14 protein-coding genes are annotated in these 16,762 nt (G+C 47.3%); 2 read left to right on the top strand and 12 right to left on the bottom strand.

Annotated elements, in window-relative coordinates; translation table 11 throughout:
* Positions 1-81: 81 nt before the first annotated feature.
* The gene (locus ACYCS5_RS20450; RefSeq protein WP_459760059.1) at positions 82-876 is read right to left on the bottom strand and encodes a YwaF family protein; all 795 of its coding nucleotides are present in this window, start codon (positions 874-876) and stop codon (positions 82-84) included.
* Positions 877-1,028: 152 nt separating this feature from the next.
* Here ACYCS5_RS20450 and ACYCS5_RS20445 point away from each other — a divergent pair, with 152 nt between their 5' ends.
* Entirely contained in the window at positions 1,029-1,241 is a 213-nt protein-coding gene (locus ACYCS5_RS20445) for a hypothetical protein (protein ID WP_013309048.1), read from the top strand.
* 94 nt (positions 1,242-1,335) lie between these two features.
* Here the strand turns inward: ACYCS5_RS20445 and ACYCS5_RS20440 are convergent, their stop codons facing one another.
* From ACYCS5_RS20440 to ACYCS5_RS20410, 7 genes are all read right to left on the bottom strand, one after another.
* Positions 1,336-2,607, bottom strand: a complete 1,272-nt coding sequence (locus ACYCS5_RS20440; protein WP_029516103.1) for a methyl-accepting chemotaxis protein — start codon at positions 2,605-2,607, stop codon at positions 1,336-1,338.
* 263 nt (positions 2,608-2,870) lie between these two features.
* Complete coding sequence (locus ACYCS5_RS20435) at positions 2,871-4,211, bottom strand: hemolysin family protein (protein ID WP_340931517.1); 1,341 nt, start codon at positions 4,209-4,211, stop codon at positions 2,871-2,873.
* 141 nt (positions 4,212-4,352) lie between these two features.
* Positions 4,353-5,012 (bottom strand): SGNH/GDSL hydrolase family protein, encoded by a 660-nt coding sequence (locus tag ACYCS5_RS20430; protein ID WP_318627026.1) that lies wholly within the window; start codon positions 5,010-5,012, stop codon positions 4,353-4,355.
* A 168-nt stretch (positions 5,013-5,180) separates the two neighbouring features.
* Positions 5,181-6,098 (bottom strand): PD-(D/E)XK nuclease family protein, encoded by a 918-nt coding sequence (locus ACYCS5_RS20425; RefSeq protein ID WP_459760058.1) that lies wholly within the window; start codon positions 6,096-6,098, stop codon positions 5,181-5,183.
* Positions 6,099-6,214: 116 nt separating this feature from the next.
* On the bottom strand, positions 6,215-7,525 hold the full coding sequence (locus ACYCS5_RS20420; RefSeq protein WP_459760057.1) for a galactokinase: 1,311 nt from the start codon (positions 7,523-7,525) through the stop codon (positions 6,215-6,217).
* Between the two features lie 189 nt (positions 7,526-7,714).
* Complete coding sequence (locus tag ACYCS5_RS20415) at positions 7,715-9,238, bottom strand: copper amine oxidase N-terminal domain-containing protein (protein ID WP_459760056.1); 1,524 nt, start codon at positions 9,236-9,238, stop codon at positions 7,715-7,717.
* A 101-nt stretch (positions 9,239-9,339) separates the two neighbouring features.
* Positions 9,340-11,004, bottom strand: coding sequence for a PucR family transcriptional regulator (locus tag ACYCS5_RS20410; protein ID WP_318627029.1), 1,665 nt, complete (start codon positions 11,002-11,004; stop codon positions 9,340-9,342).
* Between the two features lie 244 nt (positions 11,005-11,248).
* Here ACYCS5_RS20410 and ald point away from each other — a divergent pair, with 244 nt between their 5' ends.
* The gene (gene ald / locus ACYCS5_RS20405; protein WP_069010357.1) at positions 11,249-12,379 is read left to right on the top strand and encodes an alanine dehydrogenase; all 1,131 of its coding nucleotides are present in this window, start codon (positions 11,249-11,251) and stop codon (positions 12,377-12,379) included.
* Positions 12,380-12,460: 81 nt separating this feature from the next.
* Here ald and ACYCS5_RS20400 read toward each other — a convergent pair whose 3' ends face one another.
* From ACYCS5_RS20400 to ACYCS5_RS20385, 4 genes are all read right to left on the bottom strand, one after another.
* The gene (locus ACYCS5_RS20400; RefSeq protein ID WP_029516095.1) at positions 12,461-13,006 is read right to left on the bottom strand and encodes a mismatch-specific DNA-glycosylase; all 546 of its coding nucleotides are present in this window, start codon (positions 13,004-13,006) and stop codon (positions 12,461-12,463) included.
* A gap of 14 nt (positions 13,007-13,020) precedes the next feature.
* Positions 13,021-13,884 carry an aldo/keto reductase gene (locus ACYCS5_RS20395; RefSeq protein WP_340884565.1) on the bottom strand — a complete coding sequence of 288 codons (864 nt, stop codon included), beginning with the start codon at positions 13,882-13,884 and terminating at the stop codon, positions 13,021-13,023.
* Between the two features lie 13 nt (positions 13,885-13,897).
* Positions 13,898-15,139, bottom strand: a complete 1,242-nt coding sequence (locus ACYCS5_RS20390) for a WD40/YVTN/BNR-like repeat-containing protein (RefSeq protein ID WP_459760055.1) — start codon at positions 15,137-15,139, stop codon at positions 13,898-13,900.
* 149 nt (positions 15,140-15,288) lie between these two features.
* A complete protein-coding gene (locus ACYCS5_RS20385; RefSeq protein WP_459760054.1) occupies positions 15,289-16,743 on the bottom strand; it encodes a PstS family phosphate ABC transporter substrate-binding protein in 1,455 nt (484 codons plus the stop codon).
* Positions 16,744-16,762 lie beyond the last annotated feature (19 nt).

Here is a 16,762-nt window from a genome sequence, read left to right as displayed (position 1 = left end):
CTATTGTTTAGGCATTCTTAGCATTCTTAGCAGCCTTATCCTTGGTCAGATACTTGTGGAGAAGGCTGCTTTCATATGGCTTTACAACGGCTTTGATGTCGACCTATCAGCACCATGCACAGCTCCTTTGCGAAAGCGGACATACAGCCTGCCTCCCGGGAGCACCTCGAACAACAGCATCAGAAGCGAAAAGAACAGCAGTGCAATGGCTTCTTCTGCCAGAATGTACAGAGGATATGGCCCCAAAACATCCAATATCGACGGTGTCGACGGCTTTCCGGCTAGAAACATGTAGTTAGCACCGAGAGCATCGTCTACGATCCACACTATCAGCGCCAAGCCATTCAGAAAAAGCATAGCTCCCCCCACACTCTTCCATGTCGGTTTGAGTCCTTCTATCCAGGTCATATACAAGGCTGCCAAAATAATAGCACTATGAGCTACGAAAAAATGGATAAAACGATAATGCGGAAAGGCATATGCCAAATTAGGCGTGAGTACTGCTTGGAGCGCCCCTCCAATTCCGGCAAAAAGGATGATCGGATATAACCAGCGGCTTCGAAAAATGAGCATCAGGATAGACAACAGCAGTGTCACACTACACAGTTCTAATGGCAATGAAGTCTGGACATCCCAAATATGCTGCATCACATACCAAATATTCAGAGTCACCTCTGACAGAATGAGGACTGTAATTAACAACCAGCGAATTCCCTCACTTACAGGCTTGTTCGACCGAATCCATCCCCTAGTCAGCCACAGCAGCAAAGCGCAAACAATGAGTCCCAATACAGCCAACCCATGTGACGGAGAAAAAGCCTCGAACCCTTCTGGCGCGTTGGCATCAAACCAAGGCCTTGACCACGACCTATCCATAGCTAGCCCCCTTTGATCTTTTTCTCGATCTCTTTCTCGCTTCATTGCATTCTATTTTATAACCAATAGCCAATTATGTTCTAGCCGCGTTTCTTGCTTGTTCAATACCTTACCTTTATGATAAAAGATATTATATTCAAAGGAGAACCCTCATGGCCATTAATCGCCGATTAATTACAGATCAGGATTTCAATGAGGCACTGGAACGTCATCTTCGTGTCCGAGTATTTCAGGATGACCAATTGATTGGCTCTGGCGGAATCATAATCCGTTTCGACGATCAAACCATCGTCGTGCAATCCAGCGTCAGTGATCTGGCTTACCACCCTAGAAAACAATGTGAGTTTTTTGAAATTAAAAAATAGCCGCTACACACCGGGAAACCATTTTGCTGCGTTTTCCGGTGTATAGCGGCTACATTTTGTTCGTATATATCATGCCTCACATGACGATTTCTGATTATAGTTGCATTCCACGTGTTTTCATCATGAGTTTATTCGTAAGCACTTTCAAATCCTCGGAAGAAGACGAAATTTCCTGCATAATTGCTGTCTCCTCATGAGCAGCTGTATAAATTTTGTGAGCCCCTTCAGAGAAGGCCCCAGACATTTGCTGAATACGATGGATCTGCTCAAAGGTTTGATCTACCCGATTCGTCTGCTCCGTCACGGCCTCTTCCATTAAACGGATGCTCTCGACAAATTCACGTACAATAGCGTTCAAATGGTTCAGCGTCTGATCCACAGAGCTTGTCCGTTCCGCCTCGGCACTGACCAATGACGTTTGCTGATGCATCAACTGCACTGTCTCTACGATTTGTGACTGCACACGGCTAACGATGGCATTTATTTGCTGCACAGACTCCGTACTTTGAGCGGCAAGTGCGCGAATTTGGTGAGCCACTACCGCAAACCCGTTCCCTTCTTCTCCCGCACGCGCCGCTTCTATAGAAGCATTCAACGCCAGCAAATGGGTTTGTTCAGCAATATCCTTCACGGTGCTTGTAATCGCTTCAATTTGGGAAGCTTCTTTTTCCAGTCGTGCAATTACCTGCTGCGAACGACCATGTGATGCTGTCAGCTCTCCCATTCCATCCATCAGGGATGAAAATACGGTCTGCGTCGAATCTACTGAATGCTCCATATGGCCTGACAGTTCCAGCATATGTCCCGATTTGCTACGCATCATTTTAAAATCGCCCAGCATTCGGTCTGCTGTTTTAATCGATTGGGCAGATGCTTGCTTTTGCTGCTCCACGCCATTCAAAATATCTTCTACCACCGAAGACATGGACTCAATTTGTGTGGTAGCCTGTACAATAGCCAAGCTCAGATTTTCCGCACTTTGCGAAGTGGTTCTGGTGCTGTACGAGATCTCATTGAACATATCTTTAATGTTCAGCATCATGTGCCGAAATGCATCATACAGAACTTTGATTTCATCCTCCGAGCGACGTTCAGGAATCACAACAGACAGGTTCCCCGCCGAAGCTTCCTCTGCCGCCTTCGCCAACCTAACAATGGGCCGCGTGAGTAATTTTGAGATCAACCAGCCCAAAATGCCACTCCACAGGACACCCAATAACAGAATGATCGAAGTGTACACCCATTCTTGTGTACCTTGAGCAAGCCAGTCCTTGAGTACAAAAATAAAAAAAGCGCTTGTTCCATAGGTTATTGCAGAAATTGAGACAAATGCAGTAACCATTTTCGTACCTAGTGACATCTTCATGTACTGTAGCCCACCCCAAAAAACTCAAATTTGATTCCATTTTACCATAAAATTGCTACATTTCTAGTAGAATTTTTCACAGACAGATATATTTATGAGCATAAAGATACAGAGTCTTAAGTCCCCTATCCTAATTACAAAAAACAATATGTTACCAGGTAGCAGCTTGCATCTTAAGATGGACAAATTGCGTTGCCACAAGCTTTACAGGCTATTCGTCACATCTTAAGCAAGCTGTTACTCGACAAAGCCATTTTCCATTATTAAAAATCATTGTCATTTTTCTGTTCAACGACTGCTTTCTTCATCGCTTCAATTGTGTCTATTTGGTGACTGTTTTTTTCCAGTACAGTAAACTCCCATAAACCGATGGTCAGCTTGTCTCCTTGCTGGATATCAAAACGCTCTGAAAGCATCCATCCACCAATCGTATATACGTCCCCGGCCTCAATATCCGTCTCCAAGCGCCGATTGACCTCATGAATGAGCGCCTGTGATTTGAGTATGTAACGATGATCATCTGTTTTTGTAATGAGTGGAGTTAACGCTGCGGGGGTTTCGGTGTCGGTATAGGAAGGAATGTCTCCAACAATCTCCTCCATAATATCCTCCAGTGTGACAAGTCCAGATGTTCCACCATATTCGTCCACCAGCACCGCTACTGGAATGCGCCGTTTTTGCATCTGAATCAGCAGATCCCGAGCCTGAACCGTCTCGATAACCTGAAGCACCGGATGAATATAAGAAGCCATCGTCGTATTCCCTGTGCTGTGCCCACGTGCCAAATCATGCAGGGCTTCCTTAACGCGAATCATCCCGATAACACGATCCCGGTCGCCATGTTCAGCTACAGGTAGAAAATTATAAACTTTGTCCTCGATCAGCTCCATAAACTCGGCCACTGTTGCCTGGTGGGAGATGGAGCGGATGTGGATGCGCGGTACCATAATTTCCTGCGCTGCACGGTCGTCAAAATCAAATACATTGTTCAGATATCGATATTCTGTCGGTGTAATTTCACCACTACGAAAACCTTCAGATAATGCCAAACGAAGCTCAGCTTCACTAAGTGCTGCATCTTCTTCAGATACTTTTTTGAGCCCAAAGAGACCTGTAATGACACGCGATGAACGACTAAGAACCCAATTCAGAGGATAGGTCATTTTATAAAATATCGTGATCGGACGGGCAAAAAACAATGCCATCGGTTCCGCAATCTGTATGGCGAATGTTTTCGGTACCAGCTCCCCAATGACCACCTCAAAATAGGTCAAGATCAGAAAAGCCAGCAAAAAGGAGAGCACTCCCGTCAGGCCTGCCGGAATATGAGCCAGCACAAACAGGGGGTGTAGCAGATGTTCAACAGTAGATTCCCCTAGCCAGCCTAGCGCCATTGAGGTTAATGTCGTTCCGAGCTGACAAGCAGATAAATACTCGTCCAGCCGAGACAAAATGTTTTTAACAGCTTTCGCATTTTTGTTACCTTCTGAGGCCAATTGATTGATGCGAGATACCCGCACACGAATAATGGAATACTCCGAGGCCACAAAAAAAGCAGTTAATGCGATAAGTAATATAACCAGAATGATATTTATCGTTTCCATAGCCCTCTCTTGCTCCGTTCATGATGAAGCAAGAAGCACCCCCTTTGACATTCATTTTTGGATGGAACCATAACATAAGTAATGATGTCCATAATCGTGTATTACCCAAAAATGACAAGGAGTAGACTATGTATGACCCTGTTAGCGAATCGCCAGCGGACTCTTTTGCACGATATCTATCCATTGATCAGCTATCAACTGATGCCCAACCGCTGTCGGATGAACCCCGTCATGCAGCCAATAGGAGGCGTCCGCCTGGGTAGCGGCTTCGTTCAACATGCTCTGGAGCGGCACAAATACAGCACCAAATTCGTCCGCTAGCTGACGTACAATACGCTGATACCCCGTTATTTTTTCTTGCCAAATGTTCCATCGCGCTTCGGTAGCTCCTGTTTTCAAAATAAACGGCTCGCACAGCACGAGTCCCAGATCAGGCATCACTTCACGCGTTTCCTCCAGAAGGTGGCGATACGCTCGTTCAAATCGGTCCGTCACCCCGGACGGTTCCTGCTCGACGATACGCCAGGCGTCGTTCACTCCGATTAGAATACTGAGCAGATCCGGCTTCAGGCTAAACATGTCCTCATTCCAGCGTGCATACAAATCTGAAACTCGATCCCCCGAAATTCCCCGGTTCACAAATTCTGGCTGTGTGGTCGTCAAACGGCTCCCCAATGCACCTGCGATCAGATACACATAACTCTGACCCAGCCAATGGTTCGCATCCTCATTTCGTCCCCTTCCTCCGTCTGTTATAGAATCTCCCTGAAATAGAATACGTGCGTGTTCTGTACTCGTCATCTTCCTAACTTCCTCCTTCACATTTTCCAATAATACCCTTATCATACCTCGCGTCATCTAAATTATAAAGCGGTTTCAAAATATAGAAGAATTATAGATTTGCCATATGGCCGGATTCACTAGCTTTAATTAGGGTAGGAATCCGGTGGCAAAGGCGATCAAGTCATTTCACACCGCTCGGTACTTACACACCTCACGAAAATTACAGCCTCCGCACGCTCTGCGTGAAGGCATCGGAGTGAAGAAAGACTCGGACTTGGGGCGGTTATAGTAATCGTCATCGAGACAGGACTTCATTTCATCGATGTATCGTCCTACATTACCAACCACTTTGTCGATATCTTCTTGCGCGGGACGATATACCTCATGCTCTCCTGTCATCAAATACTCCACACGTACCTCAATCTTCTCCAAAGGAAGCTGATAGTGCTCCTGCACATAGGAAGCATACAAAAAAAGCTGGTCGGAAAAATCGCCTTCCTTGCCTGTTTTCCAATCCACGATGACCATGTCTCCATTGTCTCTACGGTAGAGCAAATCCATTTTGACATACACCTTCGTCTCATGAAGGAGCATCGTATCCCACTTCTCCACTTCTACAATTCGGGCCTTTCCCTGTTGCAGTTCACGCCAAACCGCAGTACGGTACAAATTGTGTATCACCGCGTGCTGCCGCTCCTTAATAAGGGCGATCCGTTCTGGAAGCACCTCGTCGTCGTAATAAACCTCCGCCAGCATGACGCGATTTTTCGGATCTTGTAGCCATGGCTCACGGTGTAGCGATTCCTTGTAGCTGTTATTCAACATGTTCTTCATAGCTGTCTCAAGGTATGCTGTGCGCGGGATAGCCCCTTTTTCCATCCATCCACGTATGACGGATTCACACATTTGATGCGTAATATTCCCGAATAAAATATATAAGTTGCTCAGTTGCTTGAGCCGATACAATGTAACTTGCTCTTCAGTGCCCTGTGCCGAATTCCAGCCATTATGCGAGCCGTAATAATGATAATAGTATTTGCGTAAGCATTCATCGAACGTTTGAGCCCTCGATTGCGAATAGGACCAGGACGGGTATATAGCCATGACAGGCCCTCCTTCATTAAAACTATCATCTCTTTATTATAACGCAAACCCAAGCTGTATCGGCGATAAAAAGGACGAAGACCTTAACCCATGGGTTAAAGTCTTCTACTGACTGACTAGTTTGTAGACTCGCAATGAGTCCGTTCAACATTGATCAAATTACTAACATTAACGGCACCGTCCTCACGGACGTTGACAACAAGTACCGGAGTTCCCAGCATGCCGCTGATCCACTCCTTATAATCATCCACATGATCATTCGGAAGAATCGTCAAGATGACACCAGCAAAGCCACCACCATGTACTCTGCATGCGCTGTTATCTATTGACTTTAAATACATTTCGGTTAAAGCCAGTGCAACCGATACGTCTTGTTCCCGCGCAATCCCACTTCTATATACGTTTTGGAGCCATTTCCATGAGGAATTACCAGATTCAGTAACGAGCCTCAGGAAATCAGTAAAGCGCCCTTCCTCCAGTGATTTCACCTGTTCATCCACACGTCTATTTTCTTCAAAAAAATGCAACGCCCGCAGCACTGCACGGTCTCCTGCTTTTTCCCTGACCATCTTGAGGTTGGCATATAGATCCTCCGGCAATAAGTCACGGCAAACCGTTGCGCCTAAAGATTGTGCCACTGCACGCATTTCGTTGGGCACTGCCGCGTAATCGTCCGTTAAATCGGCATGATTTCCACCTGTATTTACAATAACGAGGGAATATCCGTTTTGTTCAAAATTCCAATGAACAGGATTTATGATCGGTTCCTTGGGATTTTCAAAGTCAATGGAAATCAAGCCGCCATACGCACAAGCCATCTGATCGAGCAGCCCCGACGGCTTGTTCCAATAGCCATTTTCTGCATACTGACCAATTTTGGATTTAGCAACGGCATCTAACGCTCCCTCGTTATAAAAATGATTTAATATCGTACATATCAACATTTCAAAAGAAGCGGAAGAGCTTAAACCTGAAGCAGAGAATACATTACTTGATATATAAGCTTGGAATCCTCCGATACGGTATCCGAATTCAAGCAGGCCAGCGGCAATACCGCGGACCAACAGCATCGTACTGTCATCCTCCGGTTTTGGCGACAAGTCGGTTAAATCGATGACGTACTTCGTCTTATAGCCTTCAGAAAAAAATGTAATTACAGACTCCTCCACTTTAGCAGCTGCAGCGATGGTATCGAGTGTAATACTGCCTGCCAGCACCTTCCCATGATTGTGGTCTGTATGATTTCCGCCAATTTCGCAGCGTCCCGGAGCACTAAACAGTTCAATGTCCCCTATACCAAAATGCTCCCGATACGCCTGTATAAGTGATTCATATCGAGTCGTTTGCTCAGAAATTTGCTGTTGACCATACATTCGGGCAAGCACCCTTTGCCCCTCTCTGGAATTCAATAGTTCCATATCTTTCATTGTATATCCCCCTAATTGTATGTGTTTTACTATGCTGGAATGATACTATCATTATCTCAATTTCCCCTGTATAAAAGTATGGCACTTTTTAAATTTGTAAGCGCTTATTTTAATCGCTTTACTGAGCATTTTATCAATATAACTAAAAAAGAACCAGCCCCTAATTGGGCCGGTTCCTTGAATTTCTTTTTAGTCGCGTTTCAGTACATATTCTCCATCACTGTTACGAGTTACTGTGGCGCCAAGCGCCTCGGCAACTGATTTGAAAGGAACATACAATGTGCCATATTCATCCGTATATGGAGCTTGTGGCAGCGTCAATGTGCTTCCTTCCAATACAGCCTGTTTGGAGCCACTTTTCAGCTTAATCGTCTTACCTGTAATATCATCAATTACAGTAGTCTGTTTGGCAGCTGCATCCCATTTTAACTCGGAGTTCAGTTCGCCTGTCAGTTCACGCAATGGAATAAAGGCAGTACCACCACGATTCTCCAAGACGTAGTAATCGTCTTTAGGATCGAAAGTTGTTTCTACTTTTGTAATTTCCAAATCATTTTTTAAAATGTTGTAGATCGGAGAATTCGCTTCAAAATTGCGCAGCGTCGCTCCCGGAGTTAATTCAGCTTGTTTATTCAAGTCAATAACACCGTTAGAAATATCCACTTTATCAGCCGTCACACTACCATTGACGTTCCAAGATTGAGTTTCGGTCAGAATTGTGAAGGACTTCACCGGAAGACCATCCACATCTGGCAAAGCAACCGTCAGGTCTGTTGCCGCTTTGCGAACATTTCCTTTTTCATCAAAATACATGTCGCTTTTCAGAACCGTGTTAGCACTCAGGACCGTTTTGATTTCAGGGGACTGTGCATACATGGTGCTAACGCCTACATCATATTGATCAACAGCTAGATCCAAATATTTTTTAACTTCGGTATAAGCCTCATTGACCATTTTTTCTTTGTTAGCACTCAGTTCCGCTGTTACTTTATCACTATCTTCAATATTCATGCCGGAAGCAATCGTCTTCGTCATATCAATGGCTTGCCCGATCAGCTCTTTCAAGCCTGCTTCGTCCTTGGCCAGATTCGCCAGGAACGGTTTTACCAATGTTACCAGCTCATCACCACGAAGTTCAGCATGCAGATGGGTCAGTTTCACTTTGTCTTTTTCACCGTATACTTCCTCGGTTACAGACGTTGCAGAAATGGTCGAAGGGTTAGGCGCATGCTTGAGCATAAGTGCAGCGGCTGTTTTCGTCAGTTCTCTCACGTCTTTGGAATATACATATGGATCAAATCCAGCAGGCAGACCGCTCAAACTCTCTTGCGAGTTCAGAGATATGTAATAAGGTTTTTTGGCACCTTCCAGTTGAATAGCCAAACCTTGGCGGTCTAAAGCAAGTTCAAACGGCAAATTATACTTATCGATGTGCAATGTACCTTTGGCAGAAGCAAGTTCCTCCGATTGTACTTTGGCTTCATCCACAGTGACGGAAATCGAATTAATCAAATCTACGATTTCCTTATCTCCTTGCGTGATTCCTTCTTTGGGAGTCAATTTAAGAGAGATTTTCTCCGTTGTCTGCTGGGATTTCACATCAAGTGTTCCCAATAAATTTTTACTTACATCAAATCCGCCTACTGCCTGGCAACCTGTCAAAGCTACCATTAACAGAATAAGAGGGACGGCAATCCATTTTTTTATATTCATATTAATCCCCTTTCAAGATATTTCCGTAATCTCTTCTATTATCTCAGTGTTAACACGCATTGTAAATGAGTAGAATGGAAAATAGAACTAGTTATTTAGGATCAATTTTCAGCCTGCAGCATCCGGTAAGCCAGTAGTGCCATTTCCAGGCAACGACGTTTGTCAGGGTCTGCCAGATTTCCCTCTATGATTTCATTAATTTTATCCAGCCGATTATAAAGGGTCTGTCTGTGAATGTACAAAATTCCGGCGGTATCACGCTTGGAACCATGGGATTGAAAGTAGGCATCCAGTGTATCCAAAAGCTGCATATGGTGCTCACGATCATGCGCAATCAGTCCACCCAAATGATCCTCTACGAACTCTTGTAGAAAAGGAATGCGGGGCACCGCCTTCAATAACTGATAGATTCCGATGCTGTCGTAAAATAACCGATCCTTCATGACTGGGACGCTTCGTGTCACTTCAATGACCTCATATGCCTCTTCAAAACTGCGATCCGTCCCCGTCATGCGATGCCTTACCTTACCAAAGCCTGCATGAATGCGCACCTTATCAAGCTGTCCTGCGGCATAGTTCTGAATATATTGAACTGTATGGGCAAGCACTTTTTTCATTTGCGCTGCGGAACGTAGTGTTAATTCCTCCTTGGCACAAAGGATGTAGCATTGACTCCCCTTCATCATCAACAGATTGTGCAACGTTTCTTTTTTCAACAATGAACGAAGTAGCACTAGCACATCCTGATTGATGGACTCCTTGCGTACCTGACTGGCATCTTTGTCCTGATGTTCCACCTCAATGACCCCTGCCCAAAATAAATACTGTCCCTTCGATAACAATCGCAGGCCCATTCGGGTCTGGGCCTGTTCTTCACTGGGAAGCTGCCCGCTCAGCACATCCTGAATCAATTCATTTTGATTACGCAGCAATCGGTCTTCAAGAAACTGTGTTCTCAGCACCAATGTAGCGGCTGCCTTGGCCGTGTAATCGAGCAGCAGCGACATTTCTTCTGTCGGCATTTCACCATGCAGCACCAAACCTACTGCGGAAAACACCTGACCGAAGCATACAACGGGCTGGAACAACACGGCAGTGGATTCATTCAGGTGAAACAGCAGATGCCCCTCCCGATCGGCGGTCATACTAGATTCCACTTCATGGGCATAAAAATCTGCAATACGGTCCGCTAGATCCGGCTGGACGGAAGGTACGAATCGATTGGTATCAATGGAAGACATGTAGATGACCTGCCGGGCTGCATAGTCATGGAGCACACGCAAGAGGGCGCTCATATCAGTACTGCGCAGGGTTTCCTGCTGAAGTTGACGTGAAAATCGTTCCAGATCTTTTAGGAGTTCATGATGTCGGTTAATAAGTAGGGAATGAATATCTTGTGTAATTTCAACAAAACGTACTGGCTGCTCAAATACGATGACCGGGAAGTGATGTCGTTCCGCCAACTCCAGAATTTCAGAAGGGATTTCATGAATGCTCGTGCCCAGCTCCACACACAATCCCGCAGCTTCCGAGCGGATCAGTTGCTCCATATACTCGGCGCGCTCTTCCCCCTTCCGGGTAAGCCACAGGCCGGTCGTCAAAATCAAGTCATGACGGCTCACAAACGGAGAGACATTTGTGATTTCTAGCACATGGACCCAACCCACACGGCGATGTACGCCCTGTTCCCCCGCCGCCAGCTTCGCCCGCCGGAAAACGGGACGTTCCAGCACATCCGCAATGGTAAATGTTTTTTTACCGTTCATCGGCATTCTCCTTATGTATATGTCTTTATGTCATTTTACATGACATATATTCATCAAAAAGTCGAGCCTTTAAGTCAGATAATCCGACAAAATGTATGATGTCAAGGAGCTTCACCCCTTGTAAACTGTACCTAATCTAACATGAATTGCATTTATCGGCTTGAGTCCATGTAACTAATCAGCAGGCTGCATAAAAATGATAGTGAAATTTTCTTAACCATTATTTTTAGGAGAGGTGAATGAAATGAAAATTGGGGTTCCGAAAGAGATTAAAAACAATGAGAATCGTGTCGCTCTAACGCCCGCAGGTGCAGCTCAAATGATCCAACACGGACATCATGTGTTTGTGGAAAGCCACGCAGGTGTTGAAAGCGGCTTTACGGATGGAGATTATGCCACTGCGGGTGCGACTCTTGTGCAGCAAGCTGCGGACGTGTGGTCCCAGGCGGATCTGATCATCAAGGTAAAAGAGCCGCTCTCCTCTGAATACGGATATTTCCGACCAGGATTGATTTTATTCACCTATCTGCATTTGGCCGCCGAGCCAGCACTGGCCCGCGCTTTAACAGACAACGGTGTAGCCGCTATTTCCTATGAGACACTAGATGTTGAGGGCAGCCTCCCGCTGCTTACTCCGATGAGTGAGGTTGCCGGTCGAATGGCTGTACAAATTGGAGCACAACTGCTGGAAAAACCAAAGGGTGGCAAAGGCATCCTGCTGGCAGGTGTGCCGGGGGTCAAACGCGGTAAAGTGACCATTATTGGCGGAGGGGTGGTCGGTACCAATGCTGCCAAGGTCGCCATCGGTCTCGGGGCAGATGTGACACTAATCGACCTAAGCCTGCCAAGACTGCGCCAACTGGATGATATTTTTGGCAATCAGCTCCATACGCTAGTGTCCACCCCGTCCAACATTGCTGAAGCCGTGGCGCAAAGTGATTTGCTGATCGGCGCTGTCCTAATCACTGGTGCCAAAGCTCCGCGGCTCGTAACGGAAGCCATGGTACAGACGATGCAGCCCGGTTCTGTGATTGTGGATGTCGCCATCGACCAAGGCGGCATTGTCGAGACGATTGACCACATTACGACACACGACCAGCCTACCTATGTGAAGCATGGCGTCATTCACTATGCGGTAGCAAACATGCCGGGCGCGGTACCGCAAACCTCGACGCTGGCCCTGACGAACGCGACACTCCCCTTTGCTCTCCAGCTCGCAGATTTGGGTGTGCAGGAGGCGCTTCGCAGAAGCAAACCACTGCTTAGTGGCACCAATGTCCTGAATGGACATATTACCTACGAAGCGGTCGCACGTGATCTGGGATATCCCTATGTTCCCGTGGAACAGGCATGGCAGGCGAAAGCCTTACAATAGAAACAGCTCAAAGAACCACACGCTCTTCCCAGCAGGGACCGAAGCGTGTGGTTCTTTTTGTACTAGCTATATTCACCGTACTTACTGCATTTCAGATATTTCTGACGAAAGGAACGTTTGAAGACGGCGATAAATATCTGTGATTTCTTCCAGCGACATGCGCACCAGTCCGCTAGACGAAGGTGCCACAAATTCATGCATCTCAGGAATTAGCGGTTCAGGCTGAAATCCCCAATCTACTTTGGATCTTTTACTGTATTCGGTGTACACGCCTTTGCCGACAAAGCAAGCAACCTTCGGGCGGTATTCCTTTAGCTTCTCGTATAGCTTCAGACGTCCTTCGGCGTATTCCTCGCGTGCAATGTCCTCCATTCCCCTCGTGGGACGGGAAACAATGTTCGTAAAACCAAAGCCCAGCTTCAGCAGCTCCCGATCTTCCGATGGATTGTACAAGCGAGGTGTCAAGCCTGCTCCCTCAAGTATGCGCCAAAAGCGGTTGCGCGGATTCGCATAATGATGTCCTACCTCGCCTGATTTCAGGCTGGGATTAAAGCCGATGAATACAACGGATAATCCATAATCCAGATGATCATCTACCTCATGCAGTTCTGTCTCTCGCTCTGTCATGGGCTCCTCCTTCCTCAAACCATATCCAGCGGCTGCTTCCGCATCGGCGGAGGAAAAGCTTCGTCTATTTGTTGAAGTTGTTCAGGGGTGAGCCGAATACTTGCTGCCGCTGCATTTTCTCGTACATGCGATTCCTGTACCGCCTTCGGAATGGCCCAGACATCACCGTCTCGTATGACCCACGCAAGCGCAATTTGCGATGGAGTTACCCCGTGGCTGGCAGCAATGTCTACCATAACAGGATGCTCCAGCAGGCCCCGTCGCAGGCGACCACCTTGGGCAATCGGGCAATAGGCCATCACAGGCACTCCATTCGCACGGCTCCATGGTAGCAGATCATATTCGATGCCCCGCGAAGCCGCGTGATACAGCACTTGATTGACAGCGCAGGCTTCGCCTCCACTCAGGCTCCATAGCTCCTCCATGTCGGACTTGTCCAGATTGGACACTCCCCAGCTGCGGATTTTGCCCTGCTCACGCAGTTTTTCCATACCTTCTATTGTCTCTTCCAGTGGAATATTCCCTCGCCAATGCAACAAATACATATCCATGTAATCCGTTCCCATGCGGGTTAAGCTCGCTTCGCACGCTTGAGCCAGTCCTTGGCGGTCCGCATGATGAGGGTAAGCCTTGCTGACAAGATAGACATCGTCCCGGCGCCCCTGAATGGCCTCTCCGACGATCTCTTCTGCGCCGCCCTCCGCATACATTTCAGCCGTGTCCACCAGCAACATGCCCAGCTCGAAGCCAAGTTGAAGCGCACGCATCTCCTCCTGCCGAAGTGAGGCTTTTTCGCCCATATTCCACGTGCCCTGCCCGATGAGCGGTACTTCACGACCGTCCGTCCATGTGATCACACTTTTCTTATGTTGGCTCATATGCATTCCCTCCTTAGGAGCCTGGTGTCACAGGCTTATCAAATACATGGCTCTGCGTCCAATGCTGTCCACCATCCGAGGTAGTGTACATAACTGGGGCCTGCTCTGAGTCCGAAAAAATAGCCCAGCCTTCTTTGGCATTTGCCATCCCGATTTGCTGACCGCCATAACCGTCAAAGCCTTGCTTTCCATTGTTCCACGTCTTGCCGCCGTCAGTCGTCCAGCCAATCGTATTGGGCTTGTCGCACGGTGCGCAATAACCGCCCATCCATGCGGTACTGCTATTAACCGCATAGAGCATACCTGGTGCCGCCCCTTCATTTTTAGGAACCTGATTGTCTTGCTGGCTAATACCTGGTGCCGGGCCACCGCCAGCGGTGGCATTCGCCAGTACAGGACGCCAGCTTTGTCCACTATCGGCAGTATGCCAAAGCGAATACGACGTCTGATTCATCCCCGTATCTCCAACCAGCTCGATCCATGCGTTGCCACGTTCTACCGAACGAATAATGGCTCCATTTAGAGGCGCCTCCGTTGTCCGTGACATGACAGTAGTCCACTTTTGGCCCCCGTTAACGGTATGTAAAATCTGGAATGAACGGTTTGTGTCCTGCGTAACCGCCCAGCCGTTTTGCCGATCATGGTAATATGGCTGTCCTACCATGTGGCCAGGCACGGGGAGCGAAGACCAGCTTTGCCCGCCATCCTTCGTATATTGGTTGCCACTGAACCCTTCCTTGGATGATACAAAGTGTAAAAAGCCCGTTTGCCCTTGCTCAGGTACAGTCCCAACAACCTCCCAGCGTTTGCCGCCATCGCGAGTGGCCAGCAGCGATCCGCTGTCTGCCATAACAGCCCAGCCTTGCTGCCCGTTCAAGGCAAAAATCTGCTGAACCGTACCTTGGCCCTGATATTGCACATTCCACGTCGATCCGACTGAACCGGATGCAGACGCGTCCGTTCGGGCAATCCAGCCATTTCCGCCGATCCAGCCGGATTGGCCGTCGATCAAACGCAACGCGGTAATATTGTCCATGCGGACTTTCGCTATAGTAGTGTCTGTGGTTGCTTGTCCTCCTATTTTCGGTGTATCTACAGTCGCTCCCGAACCATTCGCTTGTGCCGAGACGGCACCCTTTTGCTCATTTTGAGCCGTTTGTCCTGTTTGCGAACTTGTTTGTGAGCCTGTTTCACACCCCGCTGTCACTATGGCTACGGCGAGTAAAAGCACCCAGACCGATGTTTTTTTCTTCATTTTCGTTCATCCCCTTATGTTGGTGATATACATGGCTGTGCGGGTATTGTATTCACAGCCATGTATATTCTATGTATTACCCTGCTGTCTTCGTTTCACTCTTAAGGTGAATATACGGAATGGACTGAATGCAAACCAGCGTTACAGGATTACGAGTTTACAGGAACAAAGCCGCCTTTTTCGATGGCCCGAGTTCCTTCTTCACTTTGCAGCCATTCGAGTAATCGTTGCATCGAAGGGCTTGGTTTCTCACCTTCCCGTGTGACTACAAACAGTTGAGCTGTGAATGGATATTGCTTCGAGCGGATGTGCTCTTTGTTCGGCTTCACTCCATCAATAGACAAAAATTTGACCTCTTGACGATTATGCATCACATTTGCAAAATAATAAAATGAATATCCGAGCGCGTTGTGATCCTTGTTAAAATCTGCGACTGCATTAATCATACCACCCATAATGCCAATTTGTAGTTCACGTGGCGGGTCAGCCATTTCATGGCCTGCCATCACTTTCTTTTGCATATATGTCTGACTGCCTGAATTTTCTTCTCGCTGATAAGCAATGATCGGCTGATCCTTGCCCCCTACCTCATTCCAATTGCGGATAGCCCCTTCATATATACGGCGAACCTGCTCCGAAGAAAGTCCTCTAACCGGATTGTCTTGATGTACGAGGAAAATAAACGCATCCCACCCAATGGGTGTGAGCTTCATTTGTATTCCCCGACTTTTCGCCAGCCGCAGTTCCTCATCGGAAGGACCAGCCACCAGAATCAGATCCGCCTTCTTTTTGATCAAATTGACATATGCCTGATGGGTCGTGTTGAATCTCAGTTCGTGCGCTGCTCGCGCCTTGCTCATTCCGGTCAGTTCATGCAGCATATCCTGCGCAAACGGAATGGCCGCTGTAGCCCCGTCAACTACCGGAAAATCTCTCTCTGCAATGTATGGGCGTTGAGGAAGCATCAGTGTAATCGTCAGCACAATGACGAGCGCAGCAGATATCGCAGCAACAATCCATTGCCATCTATGATCCACCTTACCATTCTTGTCGATTAGCGCTGGATAACGATTCACCCCAACTCCTACTACCATGCCAACTATCGGCAGCAGTGCAGCCAGTAGAAACCAGATTTCGCCATGCTGTGTATATGGACCCAATACCTCTAACACAGGCTCCGCCCAAGCATGATAGAATGAAAAGAGCCCCCACGCCCCTCCCGACACTTCAGCAGGTTGACCACCAGACCCTTGTATTCCTACAATCCACAACCACAGCCCACATAATAATGATAATAGCCCGGTCAGCATCAGCGAAAGCTTGCCCATGCTGGACATACGCGCACTCAAGGCACCATAAGCTGCAAAGATGAGACCGATAATCCATGCATATAGAAGCAGTATTACAATCACAGTTGTATCCGTTACACCTTCATGCCTCAGTAGAAGCTGCACTTGGGGTGCCACAACCATACTCCAAACTACATTAAACATGACTGAAAACAATCCAAACATAAACGTACCGCCCAACCATGGCCAAAACCATGCTGTCCGAACAGACTCATCCTTTTCCGGCTTGGTTATAACTCCCTTTGGATCAGACATGTACATCCCCCTATAACTA

This window comes from Paenibacillus sp. SEL3 (assembly GCF_054602585.1).
The sequence above is the reverse complement of the archived record's forward strand: the minus strand, read 5'-3'. Positions and strand labels throughout refer to the sequence as shown.

Coding starts and splice junctions, on each gene's coding strand:
- ACYCS5_RS20385 (WP_459760054.1), bottom strand. CDS start 16,743: ATGTCTGATCCAAAGGGAGTTATAACCAAGCCGGAAAAGGATGAGTCT.
- ACYCS5_RS20400 (WP_029516095.1), bottom strand. CDS start 13,006: ATGACAGAGCGAGAGACAGAACTGCATGAGGTAGATGATCATCTGGAT.
- ACYCS5_RS20415 (WP_459760056.1), bottom strand. CDS start 9,238: ATGAATATAAAAAAATGGATTGCCGTCCCTCTTATTCTGTTAATGGTA.
- ACYCS5_RS20450 (WP_459760059.1), bottom strand. CDS start 876: ATGGATAGGTCGTGGTCAAGGCCTTGGTTTGATGCCAACGCGCCAGAA.
- ACYCS5_RS20445 (WP_013309048.1), top strand. CDS start 1,029: ATGGCCATTAATCGCCGATTAATTACAGATCAGGATTTCAATGAGGCA.
- ACYCS5_RS20435 (WP_340931517.1), bottom strand. CDS start 4,211: ATGGAAACGATAAATATCATTCTGGTTATATTACTTATCGCATTAACT.
- ACYCS5_RS20440 (WP_029516103.1), bottom strand. CDS start 2,607: ATGAAGATGTCACTAGGTACGAAAATGGTTACTGCATTTGTCTCAATT.
- ACYCS5_RS20410 (WP_318627029.1), bottom strand. CDS start 11,004: ATGAACGGTAAAAAAACATTTACCATTGCGGATGTGCTGGAACGTCCC.
- ACYCS5_RS20390 (WP_459760055.1), bottom strand. CDS start 15,139: ATGAAGAAAAAAACATCGGTCTGGGTGCTTTTACTCGCCGTAGCCATA.
- ACYCS5_RS20425 (WP_459760058.1), bottom strand. CDS start 6,098: ATGGCTATATACCCGTCCTGGTCCTATTCGCAATCGAGGGCTCAAACG.
- ACYCS5_RS20395 (WP_340884565.1), bottom strand. CDS start 13,884: ATGAGCCAACATAAGAAAAGTGTGATCACATGGACGGACGGTCGTGAA.
- ACYCS5_RS20420 (WP_459760057.1), bottom strand. CDS start 7,525: ATGAAAGATATGGAACTATTGAATTCCAGAGAGGGGCAAAGGGTGCTT.
- ald (WP_069010357.1), top strand. CDS start 11,249: ATGAAAATTGGGGTTCCGAAAGAGATTAAAAACAATGAGAATCGTGTC.
- ACYCS5_RS20430 (WP_318627026.1), bottom strand. CDS start 5,012: ATGACGAGTACAGAACACGCACGTATTCTATTTCAGGGAGATTCTATA.